Genomic DNA, 18,263 nt, shown 5'->3' on the forward strand with positions numbered 1-18,263 from the left:
GGACCGCACCTGCGCGCATGGGGGGCGCCTTCGGCGTCGTGCTGCTGCTCGGCGGTCTCGCCGTGCTCATCCGCCACGCGGCCACCGGTGCGGACCCGGTGATGGCGATCCCCGCCGGGGCGCTCGCGATCGTCCTCGGCGGCTTCGTGGTCTGGCGCCGCGAGGCGCTGACGCTCGCCGACCTCGGCAAGCTCGCGCTCTTCAGCACGCTGATCGTCACGGTGGCGATCGCCGCGCGCGACACCCCGTACGGCGCGGGCTACGCCTACATCTGGGGCGCGCCGTTCGCGGTGGCCGCGTCGCGCCGCGTCGGGGTCGCGCACTTCGTGATCTCGGCGCTGTCGATCGCCGCGGCCTACGCGTTCCAGGCCGCGCACGTCGATGATCCGGCGGCGTTCAGCGAGTACGCGTCGTCGTGGGTGATCGCGGTCGTCTCGGTCGGCTTCGTCCTGCTCGTCACGAGCGTGATCCTGTCGTTCCTGGAGTCCACGCAGGCCGAGCTGGACGACGGCTTCGAGCGCGGGATCCTCGGCATGGCGTTCCTGGACCTCGGCGGGCGCTACCAGCGCGTCAACCCTGCGCTGGCGCAGATGCTCGGCCGCGAGGTCGAGGAGCTGCTCGGCGCGCAGTTCAGCGAGTTCACGCACCCCGACGACCAGGCCGTGTCGCTCGACGCGCTGTCGCAGGTGGTCGATCAAGGGACCGCGGTCTTCGACAAGCGCTACGTGCGGCCGGACGGATCGTCGCGCTGGGTCTGCGTGCACGCGACGATCCTGCGCGACGACCAAGGCGTACCGTCGCGGATCTTCGCCGAGCACGAGGACATCACGGCGCGGCGGCGCGCCGAGCAAGCCGTCCGGGAGTCCGAGACGCGCTTCGAGCGCGCGTTCGAGGACGCGGGCGTCGGCATGCTGATCCTGGAGCTCGACGGGACGGTCCAGCGCGCCAACGGCGCCGCGGCCGCGCTGTTCGGCGCGGTGCCCGACGAGGTCAAGGGCACGTCGATCGTCGTCTGGCAGCACCCGGAGGAGCGCGTGGCGGGGCGGGAGGCGGCGAGCCGGCTGTTCTCCGACGGCTTCCCGGACATGTTCGAGCGCGACGTCCGCTACATCCGCTCCGACGGGCACGTCGTCCATACGGCGGCGACGGCCGCGCTGGCGCGCGACGACGAGGGCAGGCCCGCGTACACGATCGTGCAGCTCGTCGACATGACCGAGCGGCTGACCGCGCGGCGGCGCGAGGCGGCGCTGTCGACGCTGGGGCAGCTCGGGCTGACGACCGAGTCGATGAGCCCGTTGTTGAAGGAGACGGTCCGGGTCGTGGCCGAGACGCTGGACGTCTCGCACGCGACGCTGCTGGACGGCGACGGCGGCGACATCCTGGCGGCGTGGGGGTGGGACGGCGAGCCGTCGCGCGCGCATGCGCGGGCCATGCTGGATTCGCCGGGCGCGCTGGTGCTCGACCACGCGGCGACCGAGCTGCGGTTCCCGACGCGGGCGCTGCTGGATGCCGGTGTCATCACCGGCGCGGCGGTGCCGATCGCGGGGGAGGGCGACGCGCCGTTCGGGATCCTGTGCGTGCACGCGATCGCGGGCGAGCACCGGTTCGATCTTGAGGATGTCGCTTTCCTGGAGTCCACCGCGAACGTCGTGACGGCGGCGGTGCGCCGCGATGCGGCGGAGCGCGAGCTGCGCCACCGTGCGCTGCACGATCCGCTGACGAAGCTGCCGAACCGCGCGTTGCTGACCGACCGGCTGCGGCACGCACTGTCGCGCGCGCGGCGTGAGCACCAGTCGGTCGCCGCGCTGTTCCTCGACGTCGACGACTTCAAGGACGTCAACGACCGGCATGGCCACGAGGGCGGCGACGCGTTGTTGCAGGCGTTGGCGCCGCGGCTGCAGGGGTGCCTGCGGGCCAACGACACGCTGGCGCGGTTCGGCGCTGACGAGTTCGTGGTGGTCTGCGAGGACCTGGCCGATCCGGAGGAGGCGCTGTCGGTCGCCGATCGGCTGCTGGAGGCGTGCGCCGAGCCGGTGACGATCGGGGGTCCGGGCGGGACGGTGCGGCGGACGGCGTCGATCGGGATCGCGTTGAGCGGCGGGGCCGACGGCGACGACGCCGACACGCTGCTGCGGGATGCCGACCTGGCGATGCACCGGGCCAAGCTGGCGGGCAAGGGGCGCTACGAGGTCTTCGCGCACGCGATGCGCGAGCTGGCGCTGGATCGCGTGGCGATGTTGAACGACTTGGATCGTGCGCTGGCCGGCGACGAGCTGGCGCTGCACTTCCAGCCGATCGTGGACATCCGGACCGGTGAGATCATCTCCGCGGAGTCGCTGGTGCGCTGGCACCATCCGGAGCGGGGGCTGGTCATGCCCGACGAGTTCATCGGGCTGGCCGAGCGGACGGGGCGGATCGTGGAGCTGGGGCGCTGGGTGCTGCGCGAGGCGGCGCGGCATGCGGCGCTGTGGCCGGGGCTGTCTGTGGGCGTCAACGTGTCGCGGTTGCAGTTGAGCGACCCCGGGTTCGTGGATGAGGTCGCGCGCGCTCTTGGTGAGTTCGGCGTGGTGGCCGGCCGGTTCACGATCGAGGTGACGGAGACCGCGCTGATGGAGGATCCGGCGGCGGCGGAGACCGCGCTGCTGGCGTTGCGCGAGCTGGGCGTGACGATCTCGTTGGACGACTTCGGGACGGGCTACTCGTCGTTGTCGTCGGTGAGCGACTTCCCGCTGTCGACGTTGAAGTTGGATCGCGCCTTCCTCGCCGACCACCGCCCCGAGGCCCAGCGCTGGTCGATCGTCCGAGCGGTCCTCGACATGGCCCGCACCCTCGAGCTCGACGTCATCGTCGAAGGCGTCGAAACCGAGACCCAACGCGCCCGCCTCGCCGAGCTCGGCGCCATCCACGGCCAGGGCTACCTCTTCGCCCGTCCGCTGCCGGCCGAGGCGCTCTCCGAGCTGCTGCACCGCGGCTCCCCCATCAACACCTAGCACTCGATCCGCCGCCGGTCGCTGCACCGCCACCCTCGATACACGCGGACTCGCCGCGTCGCGGCGGCGCCATCGGTCGTGTCCGCGGCCACACTGCCGCCTCCTCCGACGTTTGGAGTACCGATGGTCGTCGGTCGTAACTCCGCCGCCGTTTGGCGGTCTCCGCCGTCCTCGCTACACGCGGCCTAGCCGCGTCTCGGCAGCGCCACCCGTCGTATCCGCGGCCACACTGCCGCCTCCGCGGACGTTTGGAGTACCGATGGTCGTCGGTCGTAACACCCGCCGCCGTTCGGCGGTCTCCGTCGGCTTTCGCTACACGCGGTCGCGGCGCGTCTCGGCAGCGCCATCCGTCGTATCCGCGGCCACACTGCCGCCTCCGCTATCGCTTGGGTACTGGCCGTTGTCGGTCGCGACACCGCCATCGTTCGCCAGTCTCCGCCGGCGGCGCGGCCCGGGTCCGCGGAGGCTCTCCCGACTCCGCAGTCGCTCAGCGGCGGGCGGTCGGCGCTGCGCCGATCAACATGTAGGCCATGCTGCCAGCGGGCGAGTTGAGCCGTTCGCCACCGGGCGGTTTGAGAGGCGGTTGAGGGAGCGGGAGAGGGTGGGGCGGGTGTCGGCTGGGTCGATGATCTCGTCGACCTTCATGAGGCCGGCGGCGCCGTAGGGGTCGATGTCGGCCGACATGTAGTCCATGGCGGCTTCGCGGGCGGTGTCGTCGCCGCCGGCGACGACGTTCGCGGCGACCAGTGGGTCCATGAAGGAGATCTCGGCTGAGGGCCAGGCGTAGACGGTGTCGACGCCGGAGTCGTTGCCGCCCAGCGAGAAGTAGGCCAACCCATAGGCCTTGCGCAACACGGTGGTCAACTTCGGCGCCTCGTGCAGCGCCAGCGCGGTCTGCAACCGGATCGCGTGCTTGAGCATCCCGTCGTGCTCGACCTGCTTGCCGACGAAGAACCCCGGAACGTCCTGGAAGAACAGCACCGGGATGTCATAGGCGTCGGTCAAGCACAACAACTTGACGGCCTTCTCGCACGCGCGCGGGTCCAACGACCCGGCGAAGAACTTCGGCTGCGAGGCGATCACCCCGACGACATGCCCATCGAGTCGTCCCAGCCCGGACACCAGCCCGCGGCCGTAGCCGCTGCCGAGCTCCAGGAACGAATCGGCGTCGAGGACGCGGCCCAGGACCTTGTTGATGTCGTACGCCCGGGAGCGGCGGCGCGGCACGACGTCGGCCAGCTCCGCGTCGGGAGAGACGTCCTCGGTCGCGCCCCGCGGCGCCCGCTCCCGCCCGTTGGCCGGCAGCAGCGCGAGCGCGCGGCGGATCAAGGCATAGGCCTCGTCGAAGTCCTCGGCGATCAGGTCGATCTGGCCGGTGGTGCGAGCATGCACGTCGGCGCCGCCCAGCTCGTCGTTGGTCAGCTCCTCGCCCGTCGCGATCTTCGCGACCAGCGGCGAGGTCACGGCGAGGCACGTCCCGCGGACCTGGATCACCAGATCCGACGCGGCGCTCACGAACGACGACCCGCCGAACGAGTCGCCCACGATCACCGTGATGAACGGCACCCTCCGCCTGCGCCGGAACAGCTCGACGTCGACCGCGACCTGCGCGAACCCCGCCGAGCCCAGCGAGTCCGGGATCCGCGCGCCGCCCGTGGCACCGAAGTAGACGATCGGGTGCCCACAGCGCTCGGCATGCGCGAACAGCCGCCCCAAACGCCGCGAGCCCATCGGCGACGACGACCCGCGCTTGACCGTGATGTCATCGCCCGCGACCGTGACCGCGCGCCCGTCGACCGTCCCGTGCCCGCCGATCTTGCCGTCGCCCGGCGTGTCCGCCGCGTCCTCGGCGCGCAGCGAGTGCACGAACGTCCCGACCTCCTCGAACGACCCGGCGTCGAGCAGCGCGTCGATGTGCTCCCGCACCGTCCGCTCGCCACGCGCGTGCAGCCGCTCGACCCGCGCGACCCCACCCAGCTCGGAGCGCACCCGATCACGCCGCTCCAGGAACTCGCCGACCCGATCCACCTCTTCGTCCATCGCGGCATCACACCATGTAGAACACCGCCCGTGATCTCCGCCCTCGACGTCGCGCTGCTCGTGCTCGCCGGCGTCGCCGCCGGGCTGGTCGGATCGGCGGGCGGGATCACGTCGCTGATCTCGTTCCCGGCGCTGCTCGCCGTCGGCCTGCCCGCCCACGCGGCGAACGTCGCCAACAGCGTCGGGCTGGTCGCCTGCCTGCCCGGATCGGCGCACGCGTCGCGGCCGGAGCTGCGCGGTCGCGGGGCGTGGCTGAAGCGCTGGAGCGCGGTCGCCGCCATCGGCGGGACGGCGGGCGCGGTGCTGCTGCTCGTCACGCCCGACGACGTCTTCGCCCGCGTCGTCCCGTTCCTCGTCGCGGCCGGATCGTTGGCGCTCCTGTTCGAGCCGCGCCTGACCGCGTGGCACCGCCAGCGCGAGGGCACGAACGCCCTCGCCCTGCCCGCCGGGATCCTCGCGCTCGCGCTCTACAACGGCTACTTCGGCGCCGGCTCGGGCGTGATGACCCTGACGTTGATGCTCGTCCTCGTCGACGACCACCTCCCGACCGCCAACGCCCTCAAGAACGTCCTGATCGGCGTCGGGAGCGTGGCGACCGCGACGATCCTCGTCCTCGCCGGACCGGTCGAGTGGGCCGCGACCGTCCCGATCGCGGCCGGGCTGCTCGTCGGCAGCCGGATCGGCCCGGTCGTCGCCCGGCGCCTGCCGCCGGACCTGCTGCGCGTGCTGATCGTCGTCTTCGGCCTCGCGCTCGCCGTCGACCTCTGGATCAACCCCAGCACCTGAACGCAGGGGGTTGACACCAACCGCCCCTCGTGTAAACCTCTCCAACGTCCCGCCGGCTTGACACAGTGTCAAGCCGACCTGTCCCGGAGGGAGTCGCCAACCGTGTCCGACGCCGCGCACGTCCACGCCCACGATCACGACCACGTCGAGGTCAACCCCGCGACGTGGACCGACCCCAAGCGCTACGCCTGGCTGCTCGGCCTGCTCGTCCCGCTGCTGCCGTTCATGGCGTGGGGCCTGGTCGCGCTCACCGGCCTCGGCGTCTTCTGGTACTGGGGCCCGCTGTTCATCTTCGGCGTCATGCCGTTCCTCGACACGGCCATCGGCAAGGACTCGTCCAACCCGCCGGACTCGGTCGTCAAGTACCTCGAGCAGGACCGCTACTACCGCCTCTGCACCTACGCCTTCATCCCGCTGCAGCTGATCGCGCTCGTCGGCGGCGCGGCGCTCCTGGCCGGCGACGACCTCGGCATCGGCGAGAAGCTCGGCCTCGCGCTGACGCTCGGCTGCGTCAACGGCATCGGGATCAACACCGCCCACGAGCTCGGCCACAAGCGCGCGAGCCTGGAGCGCTGGCTGAGCAAGGTCGCGCTCGCCCCGACCGGCTACGGCCACTTCTACATCGAGCACAACCGCGGCCATCATGTACGCGTTGCCACGCCGGAGGACCCGGCCAGCTCGCGGATGGGCGAGAGCTTCTACCGCTTCTGGCCGCGCACGGTCGCGGGCAGCCTGCGCTCCAGCTGGGAGCTGGAGGCCGAGCGCCTGGAGCGCGACGAGATCCGCTGGTTCTCGCCGCGCAACGACATCATCAACGCCTGGGCGATGACGCTCGTCCTCTTCGCCGCGCTCCTGGTCGCCTTCGGGATCGAGCTCCTGCCGTGGCTGATCATCCAGGCGGTCGTCGGGTTCTCGCTCCTGGAAGTCGTCAACTACCTGGAGCACTACGGCCTGCTGCGCGAGAAGCGCGACGACGGCACCGACCGCTACGAGCGCACGCAGCCGCGCCACAGCTGGAACTCCGACAACGTGTCGTCCAACGTGTTGCTGTACCACTTGCAGCGCCACTCCGACCACCACGCGCACCCGACGCGCCGCTTCCAGGCGCTGCGTCACTTCGACGAGGCGCCCGAGCTGCCCTCCGGCTACGCGACGATGATCCTGCTGGCGGTGATCCCGCCGCTGTGGCGCCGCGTCATGGACCCGCGTGTCGTCGCGCACTACGAGGGCGACCTGACCCGCGCGAACGTCGACCGCCGCAAGCGCGACAGGTTGCTGCGCCGCTACGCTGCGGCGGCGTGAGCACCGACGACCGCCTGCTGAACGCCACCGGCCGGATCCTCGCCGAGGTCGGCTGGGCGCAGGTGACGATGGCGGCCGTCGCGAGCGCCGCCGACGTGAGTCGCCAGACGCTCTACAAGCGCTTCGGCAGCCGCGGCGAGCTGGCCGAGGCCTACGTGCTGCGCGAGTCCGGGCGGCTCGTCGCGGTCGTCGACGGTGCGATCGCCGCCCGCGCCGACGACCCGCGCGCCGCGATCACCGCGGCCTTCGACGTCTTCCTCGCCGCCGCGGCCGAGCACCCGCTGGTGCGGGCGATCGTCGGCGAGGGGGAGGGCGCCGACGAGCTGCTGGAGCTGTTCACGATCCGCGGCCGCTCGGTGCTCGACGCGGCCGCCGACCACCTCGCCACGCGGCTGCGCACGACCTGGCCGGCGCTGTCGCGCGACGCCGCCGACATCGCCGCCGAGATCGCGGTCCGGTTGGCGATCAGCGTCGCCGCGCTGCCCGACGGCCCCGCGCACCTCAACGGCGCGCGCCTCGCCGACGCGATGGTCCCGTTCCTGGAGCGGGAGCTGGCGGCGAACCCGCAGTAGTCGGCGCACAAACAGCTATCACTCAGGAGTACTCTGCGCCGCATGTCCAGCATGCGCCACGCCCTGCTGATCGCGACGTCGGTCATCGCGCTCGCGGTGCTCGGCGGGACCGGGACCGCCGCCGCGACCACCAACTGCGACGGGCTGACCAACCTGAGGTACACGCCTGGCCTGACGTTCACGCCGCAATCGGCCACCCTGGCGGCGAGCAGCGTCTACGCGCGGTGCGTGTCGACCGACCGGCCGGACATCACCGGCGGCACGTACTCCGCGAACCTCACCAATCCTGCCGCGAGCTGCCTGAACCTCCTCGGCAGCACCAGCGGCACCCGGACCTACCACTGGAACACGGGCGAGACCAGCACGGTGACCTACGTCGACACCAACAGCGTCGTCGCCGGCAACCTCGTCGTCGAGCAGCTCGGCACCGTCACGTCCGGCGTCTTCGCGGGGCAGACGTCGTCCGGGACGCTCACGCTGACCGGCAACTTCCTCAACTGCCTGACGCCCGGCGGGCTGACGACGCTCGCCGGGCCCAACGTCCTGCTGATCACCTGACAGGACGCGGACCCGGCGACGACCGCGGGTCAGGCGATCGTGACGTCCTCGCTGAGGTACACGTCCTGGATCGCGTGCAGCAGCTCGACGCCCTCGGGCAGCGGGCGCTGGAAGGCCTTGCGGCCGGAGATCAGGCCGGTGCCGCCCGCGCGCTTGTTGATGACCGCGGTCCGGACCGCCTCGGCGAGGTCGGTCGCGCCAGAGGAGGCGCCGCCGCTGTTGATCAGCGGCGCGCGGCCGGCGTAGCAGTTCAGCAGCTGGTAGCGGGTCAGGTCGATCGGGTTGTCGCTCGTCAGCTGCTCGTAGACCAACTTGTTGGTCTTTCCGTACGAGCCGCCAGCGGCCCTCTCCATCGCCGGGTAGCCGCCGTTGTTCTCCGGCAGCTTCTGCTTGATGATGTCGGCCTCGATCGTCACGCCGAGGTGGTTGGCCTGGCCGGTCAGGTCGGCCGACAGGTGGTAGTCGACGCCGTCCTGCTTGAAGGCGTTGTTGCGCAGGTAGCACCACAGCACGGTGAACATCCCGAGGCGGTGAGCCTCTTCGAACGCCTGCGCGACCTCGACGATCTGCCGGTCGCTGTTGTCGGAGCCGAAGTAGATCGTCGCGCCGACGCCCGCGGCACCCAGCTCGGCGGCGCGCCGCACCGACGAGAACATGATCTGGTCGGCGCCGTTCGGGTACGTGAGGAGCTCGTTGTGGTTGATCTTCACGATGAACGGGATCTTGTGCGCGTACCTGCGCGAGACCGCGCCGAGCACGCCGACCGTCGAGGCGATCGCGTTGGTCCCGCCCTCGATCGCGAGCTGGACGAGGTTCTCGGGGTCGAAGTACGCCGGGTTGGGCGCGAACGACGCGCCGCCAGAGTGCTCGATGCCCTGGTCGACCGGCAGGATCGACACGTAGCCCGTGCCGCCCAGGCGGCCGTGGTCGAACAGCCACTGCAGGTTGCGCAGCACGGCGTTCGAACGATCGGTCGCCGCGAAGACGCGGTCCACGAAGTCCGGGCCGGGCAGGTGCAGCTGCGCGGCGTCAACGGTGGTGCTGCGGTGGTTGAGCAGCGTGTCGGCGTCGTCGCCGAGCAGCTCTTCGAGTCGCGATCCGGTGGCGGTCATATGGGCCCGGATCATAGGCCGAAGACCCGCTCGGCGTTGCCGTGCAGGTACAGCGCGCGCGTCTCGTCGTCGAGCTCGAGCGCGTCGAGCCCGTCCAGCGCGTGCGCCGGGAAGATCATGGGGAAGTTGGACCCGAACAGCACCTTGTGCCGCCCCGACCCGGTCTTCATGTAGGACACGAGCTCGGCCGGCAGCCGCCTGGTCGTGTAGGCGGAGGTGTCGATGACCACGTTGGGGTGCTTGCGTGCGACCGCGACCATCTCCTCGGTCCACGGGTAGCCGACGTGGCCGCAGACGATCGTCAGCTCCGGGAAGTCGAGCGCGACCTGGTCGATGTAGGGGATCGGGCGCCCGGTCTCCGACGGCGCCAGCGGCCCGGTGTGCCCGACCTGCGTGCAGAACGGCACGTCCAGCTCGACGCACGCCGCGAACAGCGGGTAGAAGCGGCGGTCGGTCGGCGGGACCTCCCACAGCCACGGCAGGACGCGCAGGCCGATGAAGCCTTCGTCCTGCACCCGGCGCCGGAGCTCCCGTACACCTTGCATGACGTCGCGCAGCGAGACCGAGGCAATGCCCTTGAGTCGGTCCGGCGCGCTCGCGACCCACGCCGCCACCTCGGCGTTGGAGATCAGCGCGCCCTGCGGCCCGTGCCACGCCGACAGCAGCCCGACCCCGACGCCCGCGGCGTCCATTGCGTCGAGCGTCACGCTCAGCGGGATCTCGCCCTCCGGGATCGCGCCGTCGCCGGTCCATCGCCGCAGGGAGCTGAACGCCTCCTGCGTGATGAAGCGCTGCGTCGGGTGCTGCATCCAGGCGTCGACGATCGTTCCCATGGACGGGCATCACACCACGCGGGCCGCGCGCCTGCTGAAGTACGCGCCCCATGCAGTCCTCACCCCGGAAGCTCCTGAACCAGATCCTCGTCGTCGGCATCGCCGACGCGCTCCTGCTCGTCGTGCTCGTGTACTTCGCGTTCATCGACCGCAGCGACAACGCCGTCCACGTCCTCGGCCCGATCCACGGCCTCGGCTTCATCGCCCTCGTGCTGCTGACCGCCAACGGCGCGCTGCAGAGGCTCTGGGGCTGGTGGTTCCCGGCGCTCGTCGTCGTCACCGGCGGCCCGATCGGCTCGATCGCGGGCGACCTGATCCTGCGCCCGAAGGTCCGCGAGACCGCCTGACGCCCGGGGGCGGTCACAACGCTCCGGCTCATCCGAATCACCGAGGATGAGCCGGATGCCCGAGCGCGACGACGCCGCCCTCCTCGTCGCCGCCGCGCGTGGCGACGAGCGCGCGTTCGAGACCTTCTACCGCCGCCACCTCGCGGCGGTCACCGGCTTCCACCTGCGCCGGACCGGCCGCCGCGAGCTGGCGTTCGACCTGACCGCCGAGACGTTCGCGGCGGTCGTCGTCGCGCTCGACCGCTACGACCCGGACCGGGCGAGCGCCACGACGTGGCTGTTCGGGATCGCCGCGCACAAGCTGACCGACGCGCTGCGGCGCGGGCGCGTCGAGGCCGATGCGCGCCACCACCTGCACCACGCGCCGATCGCGCTGCACGACGAGGACCTCGAGCGCGTCGAGGAGCTCGCGTCCCAGGGCGACGAGCAACACCTCGCACAACTCCTCGCCGACCTGCCGGAGCCGCAGCGCGCCGCGCTGCTGGCGCGCGTCGTCGACGAGCGCCCCTACGACGAGATCGCCGCGAGCCTGGCGACCTCCGAAGCCGTCATCCGCCAACGCGTCCACCGCGGCCTGCGCCGCCTTCGCGACGGACTGGAGCCCACCGCATGACCGCCCACGACCAACTCCTCCAACAACTCCGCGAGTCGGTCGGCGCGCGCCGGCCGGCCCGGCGGCGCGTCTTCCGCGGCGGCGGCCGCGCGCTCGCGCTCGCCGCAGCGCTGGTCGTCGGCGCGGCCGCGCTCGCCGCCGCCCAAGTTGGTGTCCTTCCCGGCACCGCCCACCACGCCCACGCGATCAGCGCGCGCCAGGCGGCGTGGAACGCGGTCCGCGAAACGGCCACGACCACCGCCTGCAAGCGCCTGCACGTGCCCACGGTCTCGACCGAGATCGCGGCGGCCGCGCTGCCGCTGCTCGGCGGCCCCAACGACCCGGAGGCGCAGGCCTTCGCGCTGCGGGACGCCCGCGGCGCGCCGCTGGTCGCCGGCTCCGCCCGCCGGGTCGTCCTGCCGGGCAACGCCACCGTCTTCCTCTGGCTGGACGTCGGGGACGGCACCAACGCCTACGCGGACCCCGCGGCGTGCGGAGCCGAGCGCGTCGCGCAGCTCCACCGCGACTACCCGGACCCCGGCAGCCGCCTGCGCCAGAAGGCCGACGCCGTCCTGGCCGGCTACCGCGACGTCACGCCCGGGCTGCAGACGCTGTGGGTCATGACCAAGTTCGACGGCGTCAACGCGATGGGCGGCACCATGATCCCGCTCGACCGCCGCACGGTCGCGCCCGGGCTCGTGACGAGCGGCTCGATGGGGTACGCGGGGCTTGCGTCGCCGGGCGTGACGACCGTGAGCGCCGACGGCCACGGCTACCACCGCACGCTCCACGTCGTCCGCCGCTTCTACGCACTGCGCCCGCCGCGCGGGACCGGGCCGGTCGTCCTGCGCGAGCGGAGCGCCGGCGGGGCCGTCGTCGCGACCCGGACGCTGCGCGGCTAGGCGAAGCGGCCCGGCGCGAAGGGGGAGAGGTCGAGGGGTGGTGGCTCGCCGGCCAGCGCGCCCGCGATGATCCGGCCGGTGATCGGCCCGAGCGCGACGCCCGCGCCTTCGTGGCCGGTGGCGATCCAGACGCCGTCGCGCGCCTGCCCGATCGCGGGCAGGTGGTCGGGGAGCCAGGGCCGGAAGCCGACCCACGCGTCGTCGCGCTGCAGCGTCGCGATCTCCGGGACCAGGCGCGCCGCGCGTTGTTGTACCTCCTGCTCCAGCGCGAGGTCGACCGACGGGTCGAAGCCGGAGCGCTCGCGCGTCGAGCCGATGATCACGTGGCCGTCGTAGGTGGTCTCGACGACGGTCGAGATCTCGCGCGCGGTGCCGGTGCTCGTGACCGACAGCAGGTAGCTGCCGTCGACGATCTTGTGCTTCAGGAACTCGGCGTCGGGCACCGGGAGGCGGAAGCGCGAGAGCTGACCCTTGCGCGGTTCGAGCGGCAAGGCAATGCCCATGCCTTCCGCCAGCGGCCGCGTCCACGGCCCGGCGGCGAGCACGACGTGCCGCGCCGCGACGCGCTCGCCGCCGCGCAGCAGCACCGCGCCGTCCTCCACGCGCGCCACCTCCGCGCCGGTCCGGACCGCCGCGCCGTGCTCCTCCGCCGCGATCCGCGCCAGCCCGCGGGCGATCGCGCGCGGGTCGCACTGCAGGTCGCCCGGGACGTGGAGCGCGCCGTGCAGCGGGCCCGTCAGGCGCGGCTCGACAGCCCGGACCGCCTCCGCGCCGTCCAACATGAAGCACTCGACTCCCGCGGCGCGCAGCCGCTCCGCACGCGCCGGCTCGGCCGCCCACGTCTCGGCCAGCGGATGCACGATCAGCGCGCCCTTGCGCCGGATCCGCGCCGCGGCGCCGAGCAACTCCTCCAACTCGCCGTACAGCTCACGGCCGAGCACGGTCAGCGCCAGCTCCGGTCCCGCGTCCTTGTCGGAGCAGAGCACGTTGCCCTCGCCGAGGCCGGTCGTCCCGCCGCTGACCTCACCGCGGTCGAGCAACACCACCGACATGCCCCGGCGCGCGCACTCCCAGGCCGTCGCGCAGCCGACGATGCCGGCGCCGACGACCGCGACGTCGTAGGTCATCCGAGCCGGAAGCCCGCCGGGAACGGGTCGTCGTCGGCCAGCAGGTACTGGCCCATGCCGGTGATCCACGCGCGGCCCGTGATCTCCGGGACCACCGCGGCGACGCCGCCGACCGTCGTCTCCTCGACGACCCGGCCGGTGAACCGCGTCCCGATCACCGACTCGTTGACGAACGCCTCGCCGACGCCGAGCGCGCCGCGCGCGTGCAGCTGCGCCAGCCGCGCGCTCGTCCCGGTCCCGCACGGCGAGCGGTCCAGCCAGCCAGGGTGGATCGAGGTCGCCGCCACGGCGTCCGCGCCCTCGCGCCCGGGCTCATGCAGCACGACGTGGTGGCAGCCGCTGATCCGCGGGTCCTCCGGATGCACGGGCCGGGCGACCGCGTCGATCGCGTCGATGATCGCCGCGCCGCACGCGATCAGCTCGTCCTCGCGCGCCGGATCGACCCCTACGCCTACGGACGCCGCGTCGACCAACGCGTAGAAGTTGCCGCCGAAGGCCATGTCGTACTCGACGCGGCCCCAGCCGTCGACCTCCACGACCTGGTCGCGCGCGGCCAGGAACGCCGGGACGTTGCGCAGCGTCACGGCCATCGCCCGCCCGTCGCGCACCGCGACCCGGACGACGACGAGCCCCGCGGGCGTGTCCAGCCGCACCACGGTCTCCGGCTCGGTGACCTCGACCATCCCGGTCTCGACGAGCACGGTCGCGACGCCGATCGTCCCGTGCCCGCACATCGGCAGGCAGCCCGAGACCTCGATGAACAGCACGCCCCAGTCCGCATCGGAACGCGTCGGCGGCTGCAGGATCGCGCCGCTCATCGCGCCGTGGCCGCGCGGCTCGCGCATCAGCAGGAGGCGCAGGTCATCCATGTTGGCCTCGAACCACAGCTTGCGCTCGAGCATCGTCGCGCCCGGCAGCATCGGCACGCCGCCGGTGATGACCCGCGTCGGCATGCCCTCCGTGTGGGAGTCGACCGCCGCGAAGTAGCGCGCCGCTCTCATGCGCGCAGCGCCGCGACCGCCGCGTCCAGGATCGCCTGCTGCTCGGCGTCCAGCGGCCCGCGCGGCCCGCGCGACACGCCGCCGGTGCGTCCGACCGCGTCCATCGCGCCCTTGAAGTACTGGACCAGGTGCGGCGTCATGTCCAGGCGCGAGAGCGGAAGCAACCGCTGGTACAACGTCCGCGCCTCGGCGAGCTGGCCGGTCTCGACCAACCGCAGGAGCTCGACGCACTCGGCCGGGACCACGTTCGCGACGCCCGAGACCCAGCCCGCCGCGCCGGCCGCGAAGCCCTCCAGCGCCCAGTCGTCGCCGCCGACCAGGATCTCCAGCCTCCCGAGGCCGATCAGCGCCGCGATCCGCCGCGCGTCGCCGCTGCACTCCTTGACCGCCACGACGCCCGGCACCTCGGCGGCGATCGCGCCGATCACCTCGGGCGCGAGGTCGACGCCCGACGCGCCCGGGTTGTTGTACAGCATGATCGGCAGCTCGCCCGACGCCGCGTCGATCGCGCGGTAGAAGGCCACCAACTCGGCCAGCGTGCCCGGGTAGTGCAGCGGCGGCAGGCACATCACGGCGTCGGCGCCCGCGGCGACCGCGCCGCGCGCGTTGGCCACCGCCGCGGCGGTCGAGCCCGCCGAGATGCCGACGACCACGAAGCCCGCGGCGTCCGGGCGCTCGCGCGCCGCGGCCACGCACGTCTCCACGACCAGCGCGCGCTCGGGGTCGCTGAGCTGGCCGGCCTCGCCCATCGTGCCGGTGGCGACGACGCCGGTGCAGCCGCCGTCGAACAAGGCCTTCAGGTTGGCCTTCAACGCCTCCACATCAACTTGGTCGTCGGCGGTGAACGGCGTGGTGGCGGCGGGGATGATCCCGGGGAAGCGCATGGGGGTGGGGCTCCTCAGTCGAGCGCCATGAAGCGGCGCGCGCGGTCGATGTGCTGGATGGTGTGCTGCCGCGCGGCGGCGGCGTCGCCGTCCGCGATGGCGGCGGCGATCAGGCGGTGCTCGGCGAGCTGCAGGGTGGTCCGGCCCGGGACGGCGATCGACTCGTCGCGGAGCTGCTGCCACAGCGGCTGGTCCATCAACGAGGCCAGATGCTCGGCGACGGCGATCAGCACCGGGTTGCCGGTGACGACCGCGAGCTGGCGGTGGAAGGCGCGGTCGGCGTCGCTCCAGCGGCGCCGCTGCTCGGGGTCGCGCGGGTCGGCGCTGCGGGCCATCTCGTCCAGCAGCGCGGCGACGTCCGGGTCCTCGCCGGCGCCGCGGGCGGCGGCCAGCGCGGCGATCTCGGGCTCGATCGCGCGGCGCGCCTCGAGCAGCGCGTCCGGGCCCGCGTCGGCGGGCAGCGCGGGCGTGTCCCGCAAGGCGTCGGCGGCCGCGAGGCGCTCCAGCGCGTCGGCGGTGACGAACGACCCGGCGCCGGGGCGCGTCTCGACGATCCCGCGGATCGCCAGCGCGCCGAGCGCCTCCCGGACCGATGCGCGACCGACGCCGAGCTGCGCGGCGAGGTCACGCTCGCCGGGCAGTCGCTGACCGGGGCGCAGCACGCCGCGGCGCAGGTCGTCGACGAGCCGGTCGGCGATCTGCTCGTAGCGCTGGCGCACCGCCAGCCGGTCCGGACCGATTTCAGGAATTGGTTCTGTAGCCAAACCAGTGCTAGCGTACCGGCCATGAGCGCGACGATCAAGGCCATCGATCCCCGGACCGGTGCGAGCAACGCCGAGTACCCGGAGGGGACCCGCGCCGACGTCGATGCCGCCGTCGCCGCGGCCGCCCGTGTCGCGCACGACCCCGCGCTGGCCGACGCGGACCGCCGCGCCGCGCTGCTGCGCGGGATCGCCGACGGCCTGGAGCAGCGTCAAGGCGAGGTCATTGCCTTGGCCGGCGCCGAGTCCGGGCTGCCCGAGGCGCGCCTGACCGGCGAGCTGGCCCGCACCGCCGGGCAGCTGCGCGCGTTCGCCGATGTGATCGCGGCGGGCGACCACCACGACGCGATCATCGACACCGCCAAGCCGGACGCCACGCCGCCGCAGCCCGACATCCGCCGCACGACGATCCCGATCGGGCCGGTCGCGGTCTTCGGCGCCTCGAACTTCCCGCTCGCGTTCAGCACGGCCGGGGGCGACACCGCCAGCGCGCTCGCCGCCGGTTGCCCGGTCGTCGTCAAGGGCCACCCGGCGCACCCGGGCACGACGACGCTCGTCGCCGAGATCATCAACAACGCGGTGGCCGACGCCGGGCTGCCCGAGGGCACGTTCGGCCACGTCCTCGCCGCCTCGCACGACGTCGCGGGTGCGCTCGTCGAGCACCCGGAGATCCGGGCCGTCGCCTTCACCGGCAGCGGCGCGGGCGGCCGCGCGCTGATGGACCGCGCCGCCGCGCGGCCGGTCCCGATCCCGGTCTACGCCGAGATGGGGTCCTTGAACCCGGTCGTCGTCACCGAGGCCGCGATCGCCGCCCGGACCGACGCGATCGTCGAGGCGCTGACCGGCGCGATCGCCAACTTCGGCGGCCAGCTCTGCACGAAGCCGGGCCTCGTCCTGGTCCCGGCGGGCGACGCCGGCAGCGCCTTCACCGCGGCGCTGACCGCCGCGATCGACGCGCGCGACCGCGAGGTCCTGCTCGCCGACTCGGTCCGCAACGGCCTGGCTCGCGGCCTGCAGGCGCTGGAGTCCGCGCCCGGCGTGACGAAGCTGACCGACGCCGAGGCGATCGACCGCGGCGCCGGCTTCCATGCGCGCCCGGCGCTCTACCAGGCCGCGGCCGCCGACCTCGGGATGCTCGACACGCTCGCCGAGGAGCACTTCGGCCCGGCCGCGATCGTGTTGACCTACAACTCGATCGACGAGGCCACGACCGCGCTGATCCGGGCCGGCGGCCAGCTGACCGCGACGATCCACGCGCAGCCGCAGGACCACGCCGAGCTGCAGCCGCTGGTCGACGCCGCGACCCGCGTCGCCGGCCGCGTCGTCTTCGACGGCGTCCCGACCGGCGTGTCGGTGACCTGGGGCATGCACCACGGTGGCCCCTACCCGGCGGCCTCCGACGGCGGCGCGCACACCTCGGTCGGGATGACCGCGCTGCGCCGCTTCCGCCGTCCGGTCACCTACCAGGACGCGCCGCAGGAGCTGCTGCCGCCGGAGCTGCGGGACGGCAACCCCATGAACATCACGCGCCGCGTCGACGGCGTGCTGCGCAGCTAGCGAAGACGGGCGCTAGGCGCCGGGGACCAGGTGCGACGTGTCGTTGAAGCTGCGCAGCAGCCAGCGGCCGTCGCCGAAGACGACGAGGTGGGAGATCGACGTGTTCTCGGCATGGACGAACGCCAGCCGGGGCGCGCCGGTCGCCTGCCGCGCCAGCTCGCCGATCACGCCGCCGTGGACCACGGCGGCGGCGGTGCGTCCGGGCCCGGTCAGCTCGACCACGCGGTCGATCCCGGTCCGGACGCGCGCGGCGAAGTCGTCGGCGGGCTCGGCGCCGGGGATGACGTCCCAGCGCTGGGTCGCGAAGATCTCGGCGACGAGCGGGTCGCCCTTGGCGGAGCGGACGCGCAGCTCGCCGCCCTCCCACTCGCCGAGGTGGACCTCGGAGAGCTCCGGGATCGTCGTCGGCTGCAGGCCGGTCGCGTCGACCAGCGGCTGCGCGGTCTCGGCGGTCCGGCGCAGCGAGGTGATGAACAACGCGTCCGGCGGCTGCTGGGCCAGCCGGGCGCCGACGAGTTGTGCTTGCTGTTGCCCGATCGGCGACAGCGCGGGGTCCGCGTGGCCGTCGACCAGCTCGAACGGCTCGCCCGGGATCGCGTCCTGGGACGCGCCGTGGCGGACCAGGAGGATCTCGGTGGCGTCGGCCGGGAGGGCCCACGACCGCTGCGGATAGCGCTCTTGCTCGGTCATCGGGAGGTCACCTTGCCATAGCGCGCCGGGCTGGTACTGTCCGCCTCGTTCAAGCGATGGTGCGGGAAGTCGGTGAGAGTCCGACGCGGTCGCGCCACTGTGACCGGGGGTTCGCTTCGTTGAAGCGCGCACCCCGGCAAGCCAGGAACTTCACCCGGCCATCGCATTCAACCCCCTACCACCGGGACGCGAACTCCCGGGGAGGTCCT

At 73.0% G+C, this 18,263-nt stretch carries 17 protein-coding genes and 1 riboswitch; of the genes, 9 read left to right on the plus strand and 8 right to left on the minus strand.

Annotated features, from left to right (window positions below; all coding sequences use genetic code 11):
* The first annotated feature begins 17 nt into the window (after nt 1–17).
* Nucleotides 18–2,990: an EAL and GGDEF domain-containing protein gene (locus H030_RS37195; RefSeq protein ID WP_051222776.1), complete on the plus strand. Its 2,973-nt coding sequence runs from the start codon at nt 18–20 to the stop codon at nt 2,988–2,990.
* Nucleotides 2,991–3,506: 516 nt separating this feature from the next.
* Here the strand turns inward: H030_RS37195 and H030_RS0115045 are convergent.
* Nucleotides 3,507–5,030 carry an acyl-CoA carboxylase subunit beta gene (locus tag H030_RS0115045; protein ID WP_027006707.1) on the minus strand — a complete coding sequence of 508 codons (1,524 nt, stop codon included), beginning with the start codon at nt 5,028–5,030 and terminating at the stop codon, nt 3,507–3,509.
* A gap of 30 nt (nt 5,031–5,060) precedes the next feature.
* On the opposite strand from H030_RS0115045, the gene H030_RS0115050 reads away from it, so the two are divergent.
* The 4 genes from H030_RS0115050 to H030_RS0115065 all read left to right on the plus strand — a co-directional run bounded on the left by H030_RS0115050 (nt 5,061) and on the right by H030_RS0115065 (nt 8,248).
* The gene (locus H030_RS0115050) at nt 5,061–5,816 is read left to right on the plus strand and encodes a sulfite exporter TauE/SafE family protein (protein WP_051222778.1); all 756 of its coding nucleotides are present in this window, start codon (nt 5,061–5,063) and stop codon (nt 5,814–5,816) included.
* A 102-nt stretch (nt 5,817–5,918) separates the two neighbouring features.
* On the plus strand, nt 5,919–7,118 hold the full coding sequence (locus H030_RS32450) for an alkane 1-monooxygenase (protein ID WP_051222780.1): 1,200 nt from the start codon (nt 5,919–5,921) through the stop codon (nt 7,116–7,118).
* The gene (locus H030_RS32455) at nt 7,115–7,690 is read left to right on the plus strand and encodes a TetR family transcriptional regulator (RefSeq protein ID WP_051222782.1); all 576 of its coding nucleotides are present in this window, start codon (nt 7,115–7,117) and stop codon (nt 7,688–7,690) included. The genes H030_RS32450 and H030_RS32455 overlap by 4 nt, the downstream gene beginning before the upstream one ends.
* 42 nt (nt 7,691–7,732) lie before the next feature.
* On the plus strand, nt 7,733–8,248 hold the full coding sequence (locus H030_RS0115065; RefSeq protein ID WP_027006709.1) for a hypothetical protein: 516 nt from the start codon (nt 7,733–7,735) through the stop codon (nt 8,246–8,248).
* A 29-nt stretch (nt 8,249–8,277) separates the two neighbouring features.
* On the opposite strand, the gene H030_RS0115070 is transcribed toward H030_RS0115065, so the two are convergent.
* Together H030_RS0115070 and H030_RS0115075 are read right to left on the minus strand one after the other, a co-directional pair.
* Nucleotides 8,278–9,360, minus strand: a complete 1,083-nt coding sequence (locus H030_RS0115070; RefSeq protein ID WP_027006710.1) for a class I fructose-bisphosphate aldolase — start codon at nt 9,358–9,360, stop codon at nt 8,278–8,280.
* An 11-nt stretch (nt 9,361–9,371) separates the two neighbouring features.
* Nucleotides 9,372–10,193 carry an amidohydrolase family protein gene (locus H030_RS0115075; protein WP_027006711.1) on the minus strand — a complete coding sequence of 274 codons (822 nt, stop codon included), beginning with the start codon at nt 10,191–10,193 and terminating at the stop codon, nt 9,372–9,374.
* A 50-nt stretch (nt 10,194–10,243) separates the two neighbouring features.
* Between H030_RS0115075 and H030_RS0115080 the strand changes: the two genes are divergently transcribed.
* The 3 genes from H030_RS0115080 to H030_RS0115090 are packed head-to-tail and all read left to right on the plus strand — an operon-like array spanning nt 10,244 to nt 12,034.
* Nucleotides 10,244–10,540, plus strand: coding sequence for a DUF3817 domain-containing protein (locus tag H030_RS0115080; RefSeq protein ID WP_027006712.1), 297 nt, complete (start codon nt 10,244–10,246; stop codon nt 10,538–10,540).
* 55 nt (nt 10,541–10,595) lie between these two features.
* Nucleotides 10,596–11,153, plus strand: a complete 558-nt coding sequence (locus H030_RS0115085; protein ID WP_051222784.1) for an RNA polymerase sigma factor — start codon at nt 10,596–10,598, stop codon at nt 11,151–11,153.
* A complete protein-coding gene (locus H030_RS0115090; RefSeq protein ID WP_027006714.1) occupies nt 11,150–12,034 on the plus strand; it encodes a hypothetical protein in 885 nt (294 codons plus the stop codon). The genes H030_RS0115085 and H030_RS0115090 overlap by 4 nt, the downstream gene beginning before the upstream one ends.
* On the opposite strand, the gene H030_RS0115095 is transcribed toward H030_RS0115090, so the two are convergent.
* From H030_RS0115095 to H030_RS0115110, 4 genes are read right to left on the minus strand one after another with little or no spacing between them, the layout of a single operon-like run.
* Nucleotides 12,031–13,161, minus strand: a complete 1,131-nt coding sequence (locus H030_RS0115095) for an NAD(P)/FAD-dependent oxidoreductase (protein ID WP_027006715.1) — start codon at nt 13,159–13,161, stop codon at nt 12,031–12,033. The two genes, H030_RS0115090 and H030_RS0115095, sit on opposite strands and share 4 nt — an antisense overlap.
* Nucleotides 13,158–14,162: a proline racemase family protein gene (locus H030_RS0115100; RefSeq protein WP_027006716.1), complete on the minus strand. Its 1,005-nt coding sequence runs from the start codon at nt 14,160–14,162 to the stop codon at nt 13,158–13,160. The genes H030_RS0115095 and H030_RS0115100 overlap by 4 nt, the downstream gene beginning before the upstream one ends.
* Entirely contained in the window at nt 14,159–15,046 is an 888-nt protein-coding gene (locus H030_RS0115105; RefSeq protein WP_035127754.1) for a dihydrodipicolinate synthase family protein, read from the minus strand. Before H030_RS0115105 ends, H030_RS0115100 begins: the two co-directional genes overlap by 4 nt.
* A 14-nt stretch (nt 15,047–15,060) precedes the next feature.
* Entirely contained in the window at nt 15,061–15,765 is a 705-nt protein-coding gene (locus H030_RS0115110) for a FadR/GntR family transcriptional regulator (protein ID WP_196809143.1), read from the minus strand.
* Nucleotides 15,766–15,831: 66 nt separating this feature from the next.
* On the opposite strand from H030_RS0115110, the gene H030_RS0115115 reads away from it, so the two are divergent.
* Complete coding sequence (locus H030_RS0115115; RefSeq protein ID WP_035127757.1) at nt 15,832–17,364, plus strand: aldehyde dehydrogenase (NADP(+)); 1,533 nt, start codon at nt 15,832–15,834, stop codon at nt 17,362–17,364.
* A gap of 12 nt (nt 17,365–17,376) precedes the next feature.
* On the opposite strand, the gene H030_RS0115120 is transcribed toward H030_RS0115115, so the two are convergent.
* Nucleotides 17,377–18,054 (minus strand): histidine phosphatase family protein, encoded by a 678-nt coding sequence (locus H030_RS0115120; protein WP_027006720.1) that lies wholly within the window; start codon nt 18,052–18,054, stop codon nt 17,377–17,379.
* Nucleotides 18,055–18,068: 14 nt separating this feature from the next.
* A riboswitch (cobalamin riboswitch) is annotated at nt 18,069–18,232 on the plus strand.
* Nucleotides 18,233–18,263: the final 31 nt, after the last annotated feature.

Origin of the sequence: Conexibacter woesei Iso977N (genome assembly GCF_000424625.1) — a bacterium.
Classification (GTDB): Bacteria; Actinomycetota; Thermoleophilia; order Solirubrobacterales; family Solirubrobacteraceae; genus Baekduia; species Baekduia woesei_A.

What these genes read in the sequence shown, in the direction of transcription:
- H030_RS37195 (WP_051222776.1), top strand. Translation starts at nt 18, where the DNA reads ATGGGGGGCGCCTTCGGCGTCGTGCTGCTGCTCGGCGGTCTCGCCGTG.
- H030_RS0115045 (WP_027006707.1), bottom strand. Translation starts at nt 5,030, where the DNA reads ATGGACGAAGAGGTGGATCGGGTCGGCGAGTTCCTGGAGCGGCGTGAT.
- H030_RS0115065 (WP_027006709.1), top strand. Translation starts at nt 7,733, where the DNA reads ATGTCCAGCATGCGCCACGCCCTGCTGATCGCGACGTCGGTCATCGCG.
- H030_RS0115070 (WP_027006710.1), bottom strand. Translation starts at nt 9,360, where the DNA reads ATGACCGCCACCGGATCGCGACTCGAAGAGCTGCTCGGCGACGACGCC.
- H030_RS0115075 (WP_027006711.1), bottom strand. Translation starts at nt 10,193, where the DNA reads ATGGGAACGATCGTCGACGCCTGGATGCAGCACCCGACGCAGCGCTTC.
- H030_RS0115080 (WP_027006712.1), top strand. Translation starts at nt 10,244, where the DNA reads ATGCAGTCCTCACCCCGGAAGCTCCTGAACCAGATCCTCGTCGTCGGC.
- H030_RS0115085 (WP_051222784.1), top strand. Translation starts at nt 10,596, where the DNA reads ATGCCCGAGCGCGACGACGCCGCCCTCCTCGTCGCCGCCGCGCGTGGC.
- H030_RS0115090 (WP_027006714.1), top strand. Translation starts at nt 11,150, where the DNA reads ATGACCGCCCACGACCAACTCCTCCAACAACTCCGCGAGTCGGTCGGC.
- H030_RS0115095 (WP_027006715.1), bottom strand. Translation starts at nt 13,161, where the DNA reads ATGACCTACGACGTCGCGGTCGTCGGCGCCGGCATCGTCGGCTGCGCG.
- H030_RS0115100 (WP_027006716.1), bottom strand. Translation starts at nt 14,162, where the DNA reads ATGAGAGCGGCGCGCTACTTCGCGGCGGTCGACTCCCACACGGAGGGC.
- H030_RS0115105 (WP_035127754.1), bottom strand. Translation starts at nt 15,046, where the DNA reads ATGCGCTTCCCCGGGATCATCCCCGCCGCCACCACGCCGTTCACCGCC.
- H030_RS0115115 (WP_035127757.1), top strand. Translation starts at nt 15,832, where the DNA reads ATGAGCGCGACGATCAAGGCCATCGATCCCCGGACCGGTGCGAGCAAC.
- H030_RS0115120 (WP_027006720.1), bottom strand. Translation starts at nt 18,054, where the DNA reads ATGACCGAGCAAGAGCGCTATCCGCAGCGGTCGTGGGCCCTCCCGGCC.